This window comes from Trichocoleus sp. DQ-A3 (genome assembly GCF_039961975.1).
GTDB lineage: Bacteria > Cyanobacteriota > Cyanobacteriia > Cyanobacteriales > FACHB-T130 > FACHB-T130.
The window spans coordinates 84,206-100,839 of record NZ_JAMPKC010000016.1; the positions used below are offsets into that span (position 1 = coordinate 84,206).

General features: G+C 46.4%; 12 protein-coding genes. 9 read left to right on the plus strand and 3 right to left on the minus strand.

Annotated elements, in window-relative coordinates; translation table 11 throughout:
- Nucleotides 1–114 precede the first annotated feature (114 nt).
- From NDI44_RS20465 to NDI44_RS20485, 5 genes are all read left to right on the plus strand, one after another.
- Nucleotides 115–2,769 (plus strand): response regulator, encoded by a 2,655-nt coding sequence (locus NDI44_RS20465; protein WP_190411434.1) that lies wholly within the window; start codon nt 115–117, stop codon nt 2,767–2,769.
- Nucleotides 2,770–3,358: 589 nt separating this feature from the next.
- Complete coding sequence (locus tag NDI44_RS20470; protein ID WP_190411435.1) at nt 3,359–4,687, plus strand: ABC transporter substrate-binding protein; 1,329 nt, start codon at nt 3,359–3,361, stop codon at nt 4,685–4,687.
- Nucleotides 4,688–4,814: 127 nt separating this feature from the next.
- Nucleotides 4,815–5,726, plus strand: a complete 912-nt coding sequence (locus NDI44_RS20475) for an ABC transporter permease subunit (protein WP_190411436.1) — start codon at nt 4,815–4,817, stop codon at nt 5,724–5,726.
- 81 nt (nt 5,727–5,807) lie between these two features.
- On the plus strand, nt 5,808–6,614 hold the full coding sequence (locus NDI44_RS20480; RefSeq protein ID WP_242028893.1) for a carbohydrate ABC transporter permease: 807 nt from the start codon (nt 5,808–5,810) through the stop codon (nt 6,612–6,614).
- Between the two features lie 144 nt (nt 6,615–6,758).
- Nucleotides 6,759–7,859, plus strand: a complete 1,101-nt coding sequence (locus NDI44_RS20485) for an ABC transporter ATP-binding protein (RefSeq protein WP_190411438.1) — start codon at nt 6,759–6,761, stop codon at nt 7,857–7,859.
- Between the two features lie 202 nt (nt 7,860–8,061).
- Here NDI44_RS20485 and NDI44_RS20490 read toward each other — a convergent pair whose 3' ends face one another.
- Entirely contained in the window at nt 8,062–9,879 is a 1,818-nt protein-coding gene (locus NDI44_RS20490; RefSeq protein WP_190411439.1) for an iron uptake porin, read from the minus strand.
- A 526-nt stretch (nt 9,880–10,405) separates the two neighbouring features.
- On the opposite strand from NDI44_RS20490, the gene NDI44_RS20495 reads away from it, so the two are divergent.
- The 4 genes from NDI44_RS20495 (at nt 10,406) to upp (ending at nt 14,922) form a co-directional block, all read left to right on the plus strand.
- The gene (locus NDI44_RS20495; protein WP_190411440.1) at nt 10,406–10,960 is read left to right on the plus strand and encodes a DUF2808 domain-containing protein; all 555 of its coding nucleotides are present in this window, start codon (nt 10,406–10,408) and stop codon (nt 10,958–10,960) included.
- 480 nt (nt 10,961–11,440) lie between these two features.
- Complete coding sequence (locus tag NDI44_RS20500; protein ID WP_190411441.1) at nt 11,441–12,706, plus strand: GTP cyclohydrolase II; 1,266 nt, start codon at nt 11,441–11,443, stop codon at nt 12,704–12,706.
- 72 nt (nt 12,707–12,778) lie between these two features.
- Entirely contained in the window at nt 12,779–14,014 is a 1,236-nt protein-coding gene (locus NDI44_RS20505; protein ID WP_190411442.1) for a URC4/urg3 family protein, read from the plus strand.
- A gap of 272 nt (nt 14,015–14,286) precedes the next feature.
- Nucleotides 14,287–14,922, plus strand: coding sequence for a uracil phosphoribosyltransferase (upp, locus tag NDI44_RS20510; protein ID WP_190411443.1), 636 nt, complete (start codon nt 14,287–14,289; stop codon nt 14,920–14,922).
- A gap of 10 nt (nt 14,923–14,932) precedes the next feature.
- Here the strand turns inward: upp and NDI44_RS20515 are convergent, their stop codons facing one another.
- Nucleotides 14,933–15,592 (minus strand): HAD family hydrolase, encoded by a 660-nt coding sequence (locus NDI44_RS20515; RefSeq protein ID WP_190411444.1) that lies wholly within the window; start codon nt 15,590–15,592, stop codon nt 14,933–14,935.
- Nucleotides 15,589–16,524 carry an ABC transporter permease gene (locus NDI44_RS20520; RefSeq protein ID WP_190411445.1) on the minus strand — a complete coding sequence of 312 codons (936 nt, stop codon included), beginning with the start codon at nt 16,522–16,524 and terminating at the stop codon, nt 15,589–15,591. The genes NDI44_RS20515 and NDI44_RS20520 overlap by 4 nt, the downstream gene beginning before the upstream one ends.
- Between the last annotated feature and the right edge of the window lie 110 nt (nt 16,525–16,634).

Sequence of the window (16,634 nt, forward strand, 5' to 3'; positions counted from 1 at the left end):
TTTGGAATCAAAAAAAAATCTAATCACTCAAAATCAAAACTTTCGTTTTCAGCTTTAAGCAGTAATGTTGATTTCCACGGTTGCGCTGAATAATCAAAAAAAGGTTTGAGTCCTGTGAAAGTACTGCGTATCCTCCTACTCGAAGACAGTCTGCTAGATACAGAACTCATCTATGCGAATTTAAGCAATGGTGGGATTGACTGCGAGTTGGTGCAAGTAGAGACGCGCACTGACTTTGTTACAGCACTAGAAACAGACTCTTTTGACTTGATTCTCTCAGATTACTCACTGCCGTCGTTTGATGGCATCTCAGCGCTGAAAATCGCTCGCTCCCTTTGCTGCGATGTGCCATTTATTTTTGTCTCGGCGACGATTGGCGAGGAATTGGCGATTGAGACTCTGAAAAACGGTGCGACAGACTACGTGGTGAAGCAACGGCTAGAGCGACTGGTGCCATCAGTCATGCGAGCTTTGCGAGAAAGCCAGGAACGCAGCGATCGCAAAGCTGCCGAACAAGACCTGCACAAAAGCCACGAGCGGCTCAAGCTTCTCTCTGAAACGGCAAGCAAGTTACTGTTGAACGATCGACCGCAAGAACTGATCGACAACCTATTTCAAGAACTTTCTTCTCATCTAGGACTTGAAGTTTATTTCAACTACTTGGTCGATCGGGAAAAACAACTTCTGCATTTAAACTGTTGTGGTGGAGTTTCCGAGCAAGTTTCCCAAGAAAGAGAGTGGTTGGATTTGGGTGAAACTGTGTGTGGACGTGTCGCTTTAGAGCGTCACCACATCGTCGCAGAGAACATTCAGCAATCGACAGACCCGAAAATAGAAATGGCGCGATCGCTAGGGATGACAGCTTATGCTTGTCACCCGTTACTTGCCCACGGTCAGCTCATGGGAATCCTTTCTTTTGGCACCCGCAACCGCATCCGTTTCGAGCCGGATGAAATTGAATTGATGAAGGTTGTTTGCGATCAGATAGCGATCGCTCTAGAACGCGCCCAAATGTTGACCCGTCAACGGCAATATACCAGCCGTTTGCAACGCCTCGCAGAGGCATCCGTTTCCATCAACTCAACCCTATCTCTCGACGAAATGCTATCGCTGATTACCGCACAGTCCCGCGAAATCATCGGGACACATCAGTCAGTCACTAGCATCACGGTAGGCGAGAACTGGGAACAGGCGATTAACTCAGTTTCTCTGTCAGATAAGTACGCGCAGTGGCGAGATTACAGTGAAACAACCGATGGTTCTGGCATCTATGCACTGGTCTGTAGCATGAAGCGCCCGATGCGGATGACGCAAGCCGAACTAGAAGCACATCCAGCTTGGCGAGGTTTTGGGAAGGCGGCTGACAAGCACCCACCGATGCGGGGTTGGCTGGCTGTACCCCTGATCGGTCGGAATGGACAAAATATCGGTTTAATTCAGCTTTCCGACAAATACGAGGGGGAATTTACCGAAGAGGACGAAGCCATCCTGGTACAAATGGCTCAGATGGCATCGGCGGCGATTGATAATGCACAGCTTTACCAAGAATCTCAGCAAGCGAATCGCATGAAAGATGAGTTCTTGGCGATACTTTCTCACGAGTTGCGATCGCCGCTCAACCCAATCCTCGGTTGGACGCAACTACTCCGCACCCGAAAGTTTGACCAAGCTACCACTGCTCGTGCGATTGAAACCATCGAGCGCAATGCTAAATTGCAGACACAGCTCATTGATGATTTGCTGGATGTCTCGCGGATCATCCGCGGAAAAGTCGGTCTAAATATCTCCCCAATCAACCTAGTCTCTACCCTTGAGGCAGCTATCGACACGGTGCGTCTGGCGGCTGACGCGAAATCGATTCAGCTTCAGTCTTTCCTCGATCCATCTGTAGGGCTGGTTTCGGGCGATTCCAGCCGCATACAACAAGTTGTTTGGAATTTGCTCTCAAACGCGATTAAGTTTACGCCGGAAGGCGGTCGTGTTGAGATAAGACTGTCAATGGTCAGCGGTCAAAAGTCATTCGCCAACGAACGCGAACTCATGACAAATGAAGGACTCAGGACTTATCGCAACTATGCCCAAATTCAAGTCCTCGACACCGGGAAGGGCATCCGTGCTGACTTTTTGCCCCATGTCTTTGATTACTTCCGACAAGCGGATGGCTCAACGACTCGGAAGCACGGTGGACTGGGACTCGGTTTGGCAATCGTGCATCATTTAGTAGAACTGCACGGTGGGACTGTCTACGCAGAAAGTCCGGGCGAAGGACAGGGAGCAACTTTCACAGTAATATTGCCACTTATCAAGAGTGAGGCGAAAAAACTAACAATGGAAGAAGATGTTTTATTGGGTTCTGAATCCTCCGTCGGCAGCGCTTTACTCGATGGCGTGCGAGTACTGGTTGTGGACGATGATACTGACACGCGGGAATTTCTGACCTTCATGCTGGAACAATATGGCGCTGAAGCGATCGCAGCGGCATCGGCACAAGAAGCATTTGAGCGAATCCCTCAAGTCAGACCGGATGTTCTGGTGAGTGACATTGGGATGCCCAACGAGGATGGCTATTCTTTGCTTGGGAAAGTGCGGAAACTGGATGCCAGCCAAGGAGGAGAGACTCCGGCGATCGCGCTGACTGCCTATGCGAGGGAAGAAGACCGCACGCAGGCTCTCTCGGCAGGCTTTCAGATGCATTTGGCGAAGCCAGTTGAGCCAGATGAATTGGCGAATGTGGTTGCAAAGCTGGCGGCAAGCACTTCAAATCGATAACTGCTAATTCTAATAGATGAATATCAATAGAAATTGTGGTTTGTACAATTGGGTAGTTTTTCGCAGCGATCGCTAGTGTTAACCTTAGAGTTTTTCGTAGCGATCGCTAGTCTTAACCCTTCCAAGGTTAATCAAACTTTTTTTAAATTTAATAAAACTTAATCTTATATTAACGAGGATTTTACCACTTTTAGGTCTGCAACTCAAACCCCCCAGGAAAGTTTTTTGTTTATAGCTTGCTATTTCTTTGGAAGGTTGATCTCTCATTAATAAGAAATTAATTTACTGATATCAAAGCATTTTTATCTATCGGAAATAAACAGTTTGTACTCCTAGCAGAACCAGAGACGATCTCAGTTCAGCCTAGGATACGTTTCTGCAAACTTTGCCTTTTTCAAAGGAATCATCTGCATTGATGACAAGCTGAAATGTCTGTAGCACGAGCTATTTTTTTCGGGCTTCTTATCAGAGTATTAAGCAATTTTAAGCAAAGTGAGTAAGCTAGCCATCAAATAAGCCGGTTGAGAAAATTTAATTGTCTTTATTTGTTTCCCAATCAACTATTAAACCTTTGCTTGATAAAGCAACAATGTTATATCGCCAATCGGTAAACAAACTGCGAAAATTCCTACCAAACCTCCGCTCTTTGCGTCGCTTTGGGATATCTATTCTTCTTTTCTTGGGCATCGTATTGTTTAGCTGGTTCGTGATGGCTCAGCAGCCAGTCACGCTCAACCTGTTGCTGCCTGCCCCAGATGCCCCACCCTTGCAGCGGATGATCAAAGACTTCGAGGCAGAGAATCCAGGCATTCGCATCAACATCGTTGAAGGTCCTAACGCTACAAACTTGGTTGAAGACCTCTATACCTCTGCTTTCATCTTGGGAGAATCTCCTTATGACCTGGTGGTCATGGATATCATCTGGACGCCAAAATTTGCGGCGGCGGGTTGGCTGCTAGACCTCAGCAACCGGATTTCCCAAGACGAATTGGCAGCATTTTCACCCAATGATGTCGAAGGGGGACGTTACGAAGGCAAGCTGTACCGACTGCCAATTCGTTCTGATGCGGGGATGCTCTACTACCGGAAAGACTTGCTAGCAGAAGCCGGATTGCAGCCGCCAGAAACTTTTCAAGATTTAATGGCAGCTTCCAAAACCTTGCAGAAGACAGGAAAGGTAACATGGGGCTACCTCTGGCAAGGTCGCCAATACGAAGGAGCGGTGGCAATGTTTATGGAGGTTCTCGAAGGCGCTGGTGGCTTCTGGGTGAATCCCGACACGTTAGAAGTTGGGTTAGATCGACCGGAAGCCTTAAGAGCCATCGAGTTTTTGCGCGGCACCGTTCAGGAGGGTGTTGCTCCGCCTGGGGTGACAACCTATCACGAAGAAGATACCCGACGGTTCTTCCAAAACGGTCAGGCAGCGTTTTTAAGAAGTTGGCCTTATGTCTGGCCCTTAGCGAATGAAGAGACTTCGCCAATCAAGGGAAAAATCGGGATTAAACCGATGGTTCACGTCCCCGGTCAAAAAGGGGCGGCTTGCCTAGGCGGGTGGGGTTTTGGAATTTCTAAATCCTCTCGACATCCAGAGGAAGCCTGGAAAGCGATTCAATACTTTACCAGTGAAGAAACACAGCGGCGATTCATTTTGCAAGAAGGCTATCTGCCCAGCCGCCGGGAATTATTTACAGACCCACAGATTGTCGCTAAATACCCCCACTTCCCGCAGATTTTAGAGGTAGTGCAAAGAGCCGTCTTACGTCCGCCGATTGCACAATATGCCCAAGCCTCTGATATTTTGCAACGCTACCTCAGTGCCGCACTAACCAACCGGACGAGTCCGGAAAAAGCAATGCAATCTGCCGCCAATGAAACGCGCCGACTCCTCAACGCGGGTCAAGCGAAACCGTCGGCATAACCAGGCAACCCTGTAAAAGGCAAAAGTCAATCAAAACAATTGCATCATTTGCGGTTTCTTTTGCCTTTGCACCTTGGACTTTTGACTTTTTTAAGAGTTAGCCTTTTGAATTTTTACCTTTGACTTCATGATGAACCTGAATACAATCCGAGGTCGGGAACAACGCACGGGCTGGATCTTACTAATGCCTGCCTTGCTTGTCCTGTTATTGGTCTATGGCTACCCGATTGTCCGGGCATTCTGGTTGAGTTTGTTTACGAAGAACCTAGGAACCGAGTTGCAACCTGTCTTCGTGGGTCTGGATAATTACGGGCGGATGGCGGGGGATGGTCGTTTCTGGCAGAGTTTCTGGACAACAACAGTCTTCACTACCTCAGCCGTCATTATCGAGCTATTACTAGGGCTGGGAATCGCTCTGGTTCTGACTCAGAAATTTCGGGGAAGAAGCTTGGTGCGAACGACAGCTATCTTACCGTGGGCATTACCGACTGCTCTGATCGGTCTTGCCTGGGGTTGGATTTTTAACGACCAGTTTGGCGTTGTCAACGACATTCTCAGACGAGTGGGTCTAATTGAAGGTGGGATTAACTGGCTGGGAGATCCAACCCTGGCATTGATGGCGGTGATCTTTGCCGATGTTTGGAAAACCACGCCGTTTATCAGCATTCTGCTCTTGGCTGGGTTGCAGTCGATTTCGCCTGACCTTTACGAAGCCCATTCGATTGATGGAGCAACCCCTTGGCAAAACTTCACTAGAATTACGCTACCGTTGCTGATGCCGCAAATCTTAATTGCACTGCTATTTCGATTTGCCCAATCTTTCGGGATTTTCGACTTGATTGCGGTGATGACGGGGGGCGGGCCTGGAGGTTCGACGGAAGTGGTCTCGCTGTACATCTACTCCACCGTGATGCGCTACTTAGACTTTGGTTATGGTGCGGCGCTGGTGGTAGTGACCTTTACGTTGCTGATTGTAGCGGTAGCGATCGCTAGTTTCTTGCTCAGTCGCTCTCGTGCCAAAACTTCAGGAGCCGCTTAAGTTATGACTGTCATTCCCCAAGAACGCCCAACCGCTCCAACCCCAACCAAGGGGAAAAAGTTTTCCTGGAAAAAAATCTTAATGCCCCTGGCAGTTGCCCTGGTAGTAATCTTCTGCCTAGCGCCAGTTTTATGGCAACTGCTGACTTCATTCAAAGTCAATGAGGATATTGCCGCCGTTCCCACGGTCTATTTTCCCACTCGATACACCCTTGCTCACTACATTGAGTTATTCGTTCGTCGTCCATTTTGGCGCTACATCTTAAATAGTGCCTTCGTCTCGATTACTTCCACTGCTCTGGCTTTAGCGATTGGGGCACCCGCTGCTTACGCTCTGGCACGATTGCATCTTCGGGGCGGCAAAGTTATCCTCGCCGGTGTCCTCATCATTACTTTATTCCCTGGAATTTTGTTGTTCTTGGGACTGTTAGAAATTGTCCAGGCATTTCGCTTGGGTAACAACTATTTGGCGCTGATAATTCCTTATACTGCCATCAATTTACCGTTGACGATTTTAGTGCTGCGAAGCTTTTTCGAGCAATTGCCAAAAGATTTGGAAGATGCCGCTAAAGTCGATGGCTATAATACGTTCCAAATGCTGACGCAAATCTTACTGCCGATGACGGTTCCAGCTTTGGTCACGACTGGAATTCTCACCTTTATTTTTGCTTGGAACGAGTTTATCTTCGCCCTCACCTTTATTACTCGTGAAGATATGAAGACGATTCCGGTTGGGGCTGCTCAATTAGGCGGTGCGTCCCTATTTGAAATTCCATACGGGCCAATTGCTGCGGCAACGGTCTTGGGAACTTTGCCCCTAGTTTTACTGGTGTTGTTCTTCCAGCGCAAGATTGTCCAAGGTTTAACAGCGGGTGCTGTTAAAGGATAAAGGGATGAATTTTGAGTTTTGAGTGATGAATGAATCACTCAACCTTAAAAATCATCCCTTTTCTCAGACTGAGCCAGAAACCGAGGTAAAAAACTTTCAACCTTCAACTTTCTGCAACTTTCAACCTTCAACCTGTTTAAAATCATGGCTAGACTCGAACTCCGAAACTTAAATAAAACCTATAATCCCAAAGTCATCCCGGTCAAAGACGTTAGCTTGAGCGTAGAAGATGGTGAGTTTCTCACGTTACTTGGACCTTCTGGATGCGGTAAATCTACCATTCTGCGGTTGATTGCAGGTCTAGAGGAACCCACACGCGGTCGGGTCTCCATCGGGGATAAAGATGTCACAAACTTGCGACCGGGCGATCGCGACATTGCAATGGTATTTCAAAGCTATGCCCTTTATCCTCACATGACGGTTTACGAGAATATCGGTTCTGGTCTCAAACTGCAAAAAACACCCCCGGAAGAAATTAAACAACGGGTGGCAGAAGCTTCAAGAGTATTGGGATTAGACGAATTAATGAGCCGCAAACCGGGTCAAATGTCTGGCGGACAACGGCAGCGGGTCGCCCTAGCACGGGCTTTGGTACGCCGTCCTCATGTCTTTTTATTAGATGAACCCCTAAGTAACTTGGATGCGCTGTTGCGGGAAAACGTTAGGGCTGAAATTAAGCAACTATTTGAATCTCAACACGTTCCGGTTGTTTACGTCACCCACGACCAGACAGAAGCGATGACGCTTTCTAGTAAAGTGGCGGTTCTCAACAAGGGCGATGTGCAGCAACTTGACCCCCCCGAACGTATTTATAATAATCCGGCAAATCTATTTGTGGCTGGGTTTGTGGGCAGTCCCCAAATGAATTTGTTAACGCTGCCTTGCCAGGGAAATTCCGCCATGCTAGGTAATTTTAGAATCCCGCTGCCGGAAGTTCCAACCGTGCCGCCCCAGATTGTGTTGGGGATTCGTCCGGAAAATGTTCGCATTGCCCAACCTGAAGATAGAAACACCGTTCGGGGTCGGGTGTTTTTGGTAGAAAACTTGGGGATGAACAACTTAGTAAGCGTACGGGTTGAGGGTTCTGCTGGCGAACCCACGACAATTCGTACCTTGTTACCGACGGATCGGCGCTGGAGTGGCGAAGATATAACACTGGCATTGCCACTTCAGAATATCCACTGGTTTGATGTGCAGACGGGGGATGCTGTTTTTAGACGGCAACCGCTTGCGGTTGGGCGTTAGGCAACACTAAAGGTTCATTTTGCAATCAGAAAAAATTTTTGTTTGACTCGGTCAAAGAGCCAGGGGATTGTTTCCCTGACTCTTTGCTATGCCCCTACATCTGCGAAGACTCTACAGAGCTTGCCTGTGCTATGCACCGCTACGCTAACAAGTGATCGCGCTTCGGTAATGCTCAGAATGATAACCGGATTAAAATACTTTCTTAAAACACAAAACTGGTGCGGACGGTGCCGACATAAATTAGATCGTTGTTAGCATTGTGTTCGGGATTTGTGACTACAAAAAATCCTGGGGTAATCGCAATATTATCAGTGATTTGATAGCGGTAAAAGGCTTCTAAATGTAAGGAGGTATCGGGATCTTCGCGCCCAACAACATCATTTTCAATCGCTTTAGGCGGTTGACCAATCACGAATCCGAGCAGATTACCGAGTCCACCGACATCGGGCAAAGCAAAGCTTAAAGCCCACGTAAAGATTTTGGCATCGCTGCCTTTATGTGGATCGGATTCGGCACGAGCATTAATTAACCCTGTCCAGCCGGAAATGTTGAAGTTAGGAGAGACTTGATAAGAGGCTTGTAATCCATAAGCATTGGTAGAAAGATTCGCACCATTAAAAGGGTCTTCGGCGTTACGACTGCCTTTGCCAGTGACGATGTTATAAGAATGAATATAAGTCAAACCCACACTCAGACTGTCTGTAGGATATAAAGTGACTTGAGCGATCGCGCCGTAACGACCCCCAAATAGACCCGTTTCCGCTTGATTGGTGTTCGATGCGAGATATCCCAAAGACAGCCGCACCGCTCGACTAATGCGATATTCTAAACCAAACCCCGTGCCTCCATTCAGCCCAAATAGCTGCGATTCTCCGGCAAAGTTAGAAACGGCAGCAAGAAGAGAATTGTTGACATAGGGATTGAGGGTAGGCGTAAAATCACCAAAGCCAATCCCGATCAGTCCAAAGTAAACGATCGCTTGCTCTGTCACCGGATACCGATAGAACAGTGCGCCAAGTTGAATGTCATTCTCGTTGTTTCCGGTGAATGAGAGTTTGGCAAAGTTGGTTCCCGTGACTTCTGCAAAGTTAGGCGTATTTTGAGCCGCTAATCGGGTTCTCAACAAGTCTTGACCAGAGAAACTGGTATCTAAATTCAATTCAACTCGGTTGCTGAGGACAACATTCGCATCGACATCCTGGTTGTTGATTTCGCCGCCACCAACTCCACTGACGGCAAACAGGATTTCTCCCCGGAGTCGAGTTGTCGTGGAAAAGCGTTGTTCTTCTAACTGAGTAACAGATGCCTCTAAGTTACCGACACGAGTTAACAAGGTTGCAAGTTCTGGTGCAAATTCGGTTTGTAATCGTTGCAGCGTCGCTAAATCTTCTTGGCTGGCAAGTTCGCCAGTTGAGGTTTGAATGAGTTGATTGATTCGATTGAGACAGGCATTTAACCCGGCGGCAAATTCATAGCGACTGAGTGCGCGGTTGCCTCTAAAGGTGCTATCGGGATAACCTGCAATGCAACCATAGCGCTCGACTAGGGATTCCAGCGCCTGGAATGCCCAGTCTGTCGGCTGCACATCGGAAAGTTGAGTGACGGAAGTGACTTGCTCCATCGAGTCAGCTTCTAGCTCATCTAGGCTGGTTGGCTCCAAGTCGTCGGGGGTTTGCGCTATTGTTGTCGCTTTTTCGCTTAACTCTGTTTCAATAACTGATTCAATAACTGGCGCTTCCGGTAAATTTGTATCGGTAGCGGCACGAGTCGGCTCAGATAGAACGGCAACTGAGCTGACATCTATGCTGACATCTATTGGTGCAAGCTCGGTGCTGTTTGCTTTTGGTGACTCCAGGGTTTCTGGGGTAGATGAGGCAATTGTTTCTAAGGAAGTGGTATTAGGTTCGGTATTGGCAATTTCTGTGGCGATCGCTTCTATAGCAACGGCACGATTGCACAATAGCAAAGCGACACCCCAGATGCCTATACCAAGTCCTAAAGCCCGGAATAGCTTAAACATAGTTCCTCCGCACACCTGTATACACGCTGGTGAAAGCGCTGAGTCGGCAAAGACAACCTGTGAAAAACTCCCTAGTTTTTCAAAATCTTTTGTAGTTAGGTTAAAACTCGGTTGTTCTCAGCTTTGCTCAACCGCGCTTTAAAAATTAATCTGTAGCTTGATTTTATCTATTATTTTCCGATTTTTAGCTGATTTGATGCAGTTATTGACATTCTGTAAACTTAGAAGCGGCGAATGAGAACTGCACAAATCTGAAGGGAATTATTAGGAGCGATCGCTCAAATCTTAAATGAAGGTTTAAAATTATATGTTCAAGGCGGAGCTACTTTTAAAATTCTTTGCTATAAAAAAGGTAAGAAAGATAAAGCATCCTTCTTAGGTAGCATTGTTACTTATCATTTTCATGAATAATTGTTGAAGATGATATACGCGATCGCTTTGCCGTAAATGGCTCTCCCTTTAGAACAGCTTTCCAAGTTCCTGAATCGCATCTACCAGACACTCGCAACCCTAGGAGGTCACAACAATGAAGCGTCTTAAGCAATTGTCTCTGGCATTAATTGCAGGCACTCTTACCTTTGGCGTCGGCGCTTCTGGAGTAAACAATCCATCAGCGCAGGCGATTCAATTCTCAAACGGCAGAAGTTCTTTTGGTGTTCCTTTTCAATTAAGTAATACCAGAACGAGTCAAGCCAGCGTCCGGTTCAGAGGCGCAAGCTATTACTTCACTTTTAACTTACCAAAAACGGCGTCTCAATCTTTAAATCGAGTAACAATTCGTCAAAATGGTGGCAATTTAGTTGAATTCGATTCTGCCAGAACTAAGGCGTTTCTCAATGAGAAACCCAAAGAGAATTGTAAGTTGGGCGAAGTAAAAGTTGACAAAAAAACTCAGGAAGTTGACCTAGTATTCGATCCCCCAATTCAACCCGGTCAAACTGTAACGGTTGCCATTGGACCCTTTGAAAATCCTAGTGTCTCTGGGATTTATAACTTTGGCGTGTCAGCGTTTCCTACAGGCGATAAACCCGAAAAGCAATTTTTAGGTTATGGTCCTTTGCGCTTTTTTGATGCTCGGTAAAGTTTGTATTATCAATAAAGCCAAGCCGCAACCGCTGGGGAGTTTTCTCTAGCGGTTTTTTCGTGAATATTCTTGACAATATAGTGATTCTCGGTTAAGCATAATTTCTCTGTATGGGCGTTGTATTGTAGTGCGGGGATCGTCTGCCGCGATCGCGCCGAGCGAACTTACTCATAAAGCCTAACTAGCGCTGAAAATCCTCTAAAAACCTCAGGAGAAAAGTTAAGCACAAACGTTTGTATGGATGAATTCATAGGAGTATAGCGATAGGATTAGATTTCTATTAAGTTAATTTAAAAATCTGGAAATTGTATAAGTTTGTAGCAAATAATACTAAATGAAAGGGTAGCAACCACAAACAGATTTGGCTGTGCAGGATACTCCGAGAGCCAAAATCCCCTTGCTATGATGAGAGCTTATTTCCAATTCCCTGCGTAGATTGCCCTAGACGACATCTTGAGTGCATCTTGTGAGCTATTTATGGAAAACCCAAAAAAAGTATCTTCGCATAAGCATATTGTTTTAACATCCCATCCCGGTAAATCGGGTAAAAAATCCGTTTCTGTTCATTGGGGAGAAAGCGATCCGATTAAACGAGGACCCATTATTGGGACATTAGCGAACCCAAATCAACGGAATGCAATTGGCACGCATTCGGGATCTTATGCCGTTTATCGGGCACTTGCGATCGCATCTGGCGCTCTCCAGGCAAATCACCGCGCCGATTTAACCAATACTTCTCCGGTTGTCCACATTGGGCCACATCCTAGTTGGGCAGATGCGAACAAAATTGTCTCACTCGATCCATTTGGAGCAATCGTGGGTGAAGTTTACCCTTCATTTTATGAAGAAGGGTACGATATTCGCCCTACCATTGCTGTCACCAAAGCTCACATTAATATGCCGGAATTGCAAGATTCTGTGGCAAAAGGGCGCTTGCAAGTTGATGGTCAAATTATCAAAAGTAACGGTAATTTAGTCGTCACAAAGGTCGCAATCGATCCAGTCTGGTATTTACCAGGGATTGCCAAGCGACTCAACATTGAAGAAAGCGATTTACGTCGCATTCTCTTCCAGCAAACAGGCGGGATGTTCCCAGAATTGGTAACGCGCCCAGATTTACACGTATTCTTACCACCGATTGGCGGCACGACGATTTATCTGATTGGCGATGTCGCCGCAATTACAGATCCCAACCGACTGCTTGCCGTGCGGGTACATGATGAATGTAACGGTTCAGATGTGTTTGGTTCCGATATTTGCACTTGTCGCCCTTATCTGGTGCATGGCATTGAAGTCTGCGTCCAGACAGCACAAGCAGGCGGCGCAGGGGTGATTGTCTATTTCCGCAAAGAAGGTCGTGCCTTGGGCGAAGTAACTAAATTTTTAGTTTACAATGCCCGGAAGCGTCAGGAAGGAGGCGATCGCGCAGATGCCTATTTTGCCCGGACTGAATGCGTGGCGGGACTTCAAGATATGCGGTTTCAAGAACTGATGCCGGATGTGTTGCATTGGCTAGGAATTACGCGAATTGACCGCTTGGTGTCGATGAGTGATATGAAATACAACGCGATTACAAATTCTGGTATCGAGGTAATCCAACGCATCCCGATTCCCGATGATTGGATTCCAGAAGATGCGTGGGTGGAAATTGCTGCCAAGCAAGCCGCTGGTTACTACACGCCGGGAGAGGTGCCCACTGCGACAACTCTGGCAGAAATTAAGGGACGGGGTTTAGGGGATTAGGTTTTTTAACGCAAAGGTACGCAAAGGTTTACGCAAAGGTACGCAAAGTTAATCTTTGCGTTTTTATTGTTTATGAGCAATTCTGAACGGGAAGCGATCGCATATTTGAGGAGTCCGGCGGCAATTCGGGAAAGATGCGATCGCCTCTTTCTTTTAGGCTGTGAAGACAAACTGCGTTACTTTCGAGTTGATTTAACGCAGTTAGAGAAATGCGCTGATTATGTCATCGGGGTGATGCGCGATGATTATCCCGATCTCGATATTCCTTTTCACAGTCGCTGGCGACATTTTGAAGTCGGAAATGTGCCTCGTCTTTTGGAACTTGAACAAGCTTTAACGAGACTGACTGGATTAGAAAAAGCGAAAGTTAAGTTTGATTTAGCGATTGTTAGCGTTTTACTGGATGCAGGTGCAGGCACTCATTGGGAGTATTGCGAACCAGAAACGGGACAAGTGTTTCGGCGTTCGGAAGGCTTAGCCGTGGCTAGCTTCCGAATGTTTTTTCAAGGTGCTTTCTCTAGCCACTCGAAATTACCATTACAGGTAGATGCTAATGGACTCCTACCGTTAACAGAAGACGCTTTAGCGCAGGGTTTCCAAGTTAGTGAAAAAAATCCGCTGGTAGGGGTAGAAGGGCGCGTTCAGATGCTACAGCGTTTGGGACAAATCCTCACTCAAAATCCTAAGTTTTTTGGCACCGAAAGCCCGCGTCTTGGCAATCTAGTCAATTATTTGTGGGATAACAGCAATCACGGACAACTGGCTGCAAGTAAGGTGTTGAGTGCAGTTTTGGAAGGGTTGGGGGAAATTTGGTCGGGAAGACTTGCGATCGCTGGGGTAAACCTAGGCGATGTCTGGATTCATTCCGCTTTACCGGGAGATCGGAAAAGTGACAATTATGTGCCATTTCACAAACTCTCCCAGTGGTTAACGTATTCTCTTTTAGAACCCCTTCAGGAACTCGATTTAAAAATCACTGGACTAGAGGAACTTACAGGTTTGCCCGAATATCGTAATGGCGGTTTATGTCTAGATACTGGATTGTTACAAGTCAAAGATTCAGCAGTTTTGCAGGAACGTCATCCAGTAGGTTCTGAGGTAATTGTAGAATGGAGGGCTTTAACGGTTAGTTTGTTAGATAAAATTGCGGCAACGATTCGACAAAAACTGAATATGACTGCTGATGAATTACCCCTAGTAAAAGTTTTACAAGGAGGAACTTGGAGTGCGGGGAGAAAAATTGCCGCACAATTACGAGAAGGCGGCGTTCCTCCAATTAAAATTGCGAGTGATGGAACCGTGTTTTAATAGAAATTACCTGGTGAATATAGCAATTCTCTATTGGATGCAGTATGGTTTAACCCCACCCCTGCCCCTCCCCGTAAACAGGGAGGGGTTAAATATTCCCTCCTGCTTGTAAACGGAGAGGGGTTAAATATTCCCCCCTCTCCGTTCACGGAGAGGGGTTGGGGGTGAGGTTCTTTTATATATTGCACTCAAGTGAAAAGGAATTTTTGCTTATTTTTTGAGCCTGCGTAGGTAGGCTTTGTCTTTGTGCATCTTTCGAGAGGAATTTATTAATGAATGCTGAAGTCACTGTAATCGAACATCCCTTGATCCAACATAAATTAACCCTGATGCGGAAAACGGAAACTAGCACAGGAAAATTTCGCAATCTCCTCAAAGAAATCGGAATGTTGTTAGCTTACGAGGTGACGCGAGATTTACCGCTAAAATATGAAGAAATTAAGACGCCTATTGCCCCCATGTTGGCACCGATGCTGGCTGCTGAAAAGAAGATGGTGATTGTCTCAATTATGCGGGCAGGGCAGGGAATTTTAGATGGAATTTTGGAACTGATTCCTTCAGCGAGAGTCGGGCATATTGGTTTATATCGCGACCCGACTACTCATGTTGCGATCGAGTATTATTTCAAGGTTCCGAATGATATTGAACAGCGAGATATTTTAGTTGTCGATCCCATGTTGGCAACCGGAAATTCAGCCGTCGCAGCGATTGACAGAATTAAGGAAGTTAGCCCGATGTCAATCAAGTTTTTGTGCTTGCTGGCAGCACCAGAGGGGATTGCACACTTACGCCGCGAACATCCGGACGTGTCTATTTATACGGCTGCAATTGACGAAAAATTAGATGAACACGGTTATATTGTCCCAGGACTTGGGGATGCAGGCGATCGCTTGTACGGGACAAAGTAGCGATTTGCGCTTAGGATTTGATGATTGAAATCAGTTGGGAAATCTCGTTAACGACAAAAGTTGGGTTGAGTGCTAAACATTTTGCGCGATCGCCATAACCATAAGTAGCCCAACAAGCATCTAATCCAGCATTTTTAGCAAACATTAAGTCTACATGACTGTCGCCAAATACTAAAACTTCGTTACTTTGGATGTCTGGATAAATTGGCTGGATGACTGAGTGGAATAATCTTGCATCCGGTTTGGTTGGCGTTTGTCCGTCATCGCCAATAACCAGATCGAAGTCAGTATTAATTTTTAGCTTTTCTACGGCAAGCTTTAAAAATTTAGTGTGTTTGACGCTAACAATTGCTAAGTTCAAACCCTCGGAGGATGCAGCTTGGATCGCTTGCTTCACTCCCGAAAATAAATTGATTTTTAATAAACCTTCTGTTTGGTAAAAGTGTCTGTAAGTTTGAATCCATCTAGGAATTTCTTCGGGCGCGATCGCTGGATGAAAAATCGGGAAAGCCTCGGCAAGCGTAACGCCAATGACTGAACGAATCTGTTCTTCATCTGGCGGATCGATGTTAAATGTTTGGAAGGTTTTAATAACGCAGGATATGATAGCTGGATGCGTAATTGCTAAAGTGCCATCAAAGTCAAAAATAATTAACTGATATCGACTCATTGTTCGCGACTTTCGGGAATGTAAGGAACACCGAGGGCTGCGGGAGGGGTTGATTTTCCAGCTAATCCCACTAGCGCCAACAGGGCAATGACATAAGGCAACATTACTAAAAATTGATAGGGAATATTCAGATTAAAAGCTTGAATTCGCAGTTGCAAAGCTTCTGTAGCACCGAATAATAAGCAAGCTAAAGCCGTACTGACGGGATGCCATCTGCCAAAAATCAAAGCTGCAAGGGCAATAAAACCTCTTCCTGCACTCATATCCTCTACAAAGAATCTGACGTGAACTAATGTTAAATAAGCTCCTCCTAAACCGGCGAGACAGCCGCTGAGAGTGACTGCAACATAGCGCACCTTGGTGACAGAAACGCCAGCAGTATCCGCAGCACGGGGATATTCTCCAACGGCGCGTAAAGATAAGCCTAAACTTGTACGAAATAGTAGGTATGTACTCAGGGGAACTAACAGGAATAATAAGTAAATTAAGGGGTCTTGATGAAAGAGGAGATTCCCAATTATCGGAATATTCTTTAATCCGGGAATGCCGATGATTTGAATGCCTGGTAGTTGCTGCGCCTGACCGCTATTAAATAAGACACGCGACCAGAAAGAAGTTAATCCTGCTGCTGTAAGATTGATGGCAAGTCCAGATACTAATTGATCGACGCGCAAGGTAACGCACAGATAGGCATGAAGCAGTCCGACCAATCCCCCGACGACGATTGCTAAAAGCATTCCCAGCCAAACGTTGCCGGTAAAAAATGCTCCTGCTGCACTCGCAAATGCCCCGGAGAGTAACATTCCTTCTAGTCCAATATTTAGCACTCCCGATCGTTCGGAAAAAAGTCCACCAAGGGCAGCAAAGGCTAATGGTACTGAGAGGCGCAGGCTAGCAATTAGATAGTCGGTGAAAAAGTTGAGAGTGTCCATGCTGAATGAGGAACCTCTCCCCCAACCCCTCCCCTGCAAGGGAAGGGGAGAAAGATCCCTTGCAGATAAAAATTTCTTCTTCCCGCTCCTATTAGGAGCAGGAAGAGAGA

Excerpts from the sequence above, each read along its gene's own strand:
- upp (WP_190411443.1), top strand. The coding sequence starts at position 14,287 with ATGAATGCTGAAGTCACTGTAATCGAACATCCCTTGATCCAACATAAA.
- NDI44_RS20500 (WP_190411441.1), top strand. The coding sequence starts at position 11,441 with ATGGAAAACCCAAAAAAAGTATCTTCGCATAAGCATATTGTTTTAACA.
- NDI44_RS20485 (WP_190411438.1), top strand. The coding sequence starts at position 6,759 with ATGGCTAGACTCGAACTCCGAAACTTAAATAAAACCTATAATCCCAAA.
- NDI44_RS20470 (WP_190411435.1), top strand. The coding sequence starts at position 3,359 with ATGTTATATCGCCAATCGGTAAACAAACTGCGAAAATTCCTACCAAAC.
- NDI44_RS20475 (WP_190411436.1), top strand. The coding sequence starts at position 4,815 with ATGATGAACCTGAATACAATCCGAGGTCGGGAACAACGCACGGGCTGG.
- NDI44_RS20520 (WP_190411445.1), bottom strand. The coding sequence starts at position 16,524 with ATGGACACTCTCAACTTTTTCACCGACTATCTAATTGCTAGCCTGCGC.
- NDI44_RS20505 (WP_190411442.1), top strand. The coding sequence starts at position 12,779 with ATGAGCAATTCTGAACGGGAAGCGATCGCATATTTGAGGAGTCCGGCG.
- NDI44_RS20480 (WP_242028893.1), top strand. The coding sequence starts at position 5,808 with ATGCCCCTGGCAGTTGCCCTGGTAGTAATCTTCTGCCTAGCGCCAGTT.
- NDI44_RS20490 (WP_190411439.1), bottom strand. The coding sequence starts at position 9,879 with ATGTTTAAGCTATTCCGGGCTTTAGGACTTGGTATAGGCATCTGGGGT.
- NDI44_RS20515 (WP_190411444.1), bottom strand. The coding sequence starts at position 15,592 with ATGAGTCGATATCAGTTAATTATTTTTGACTTTGATGGCACTTTAGCA.
- NDI44_RS20495 (WP_190411440.1), top strand. The coding sequence starts at position 10,406 with ATGAAGCGTCTTAAGCAATTGTCTCTGGCATTAATTGCAGGCACTCTT.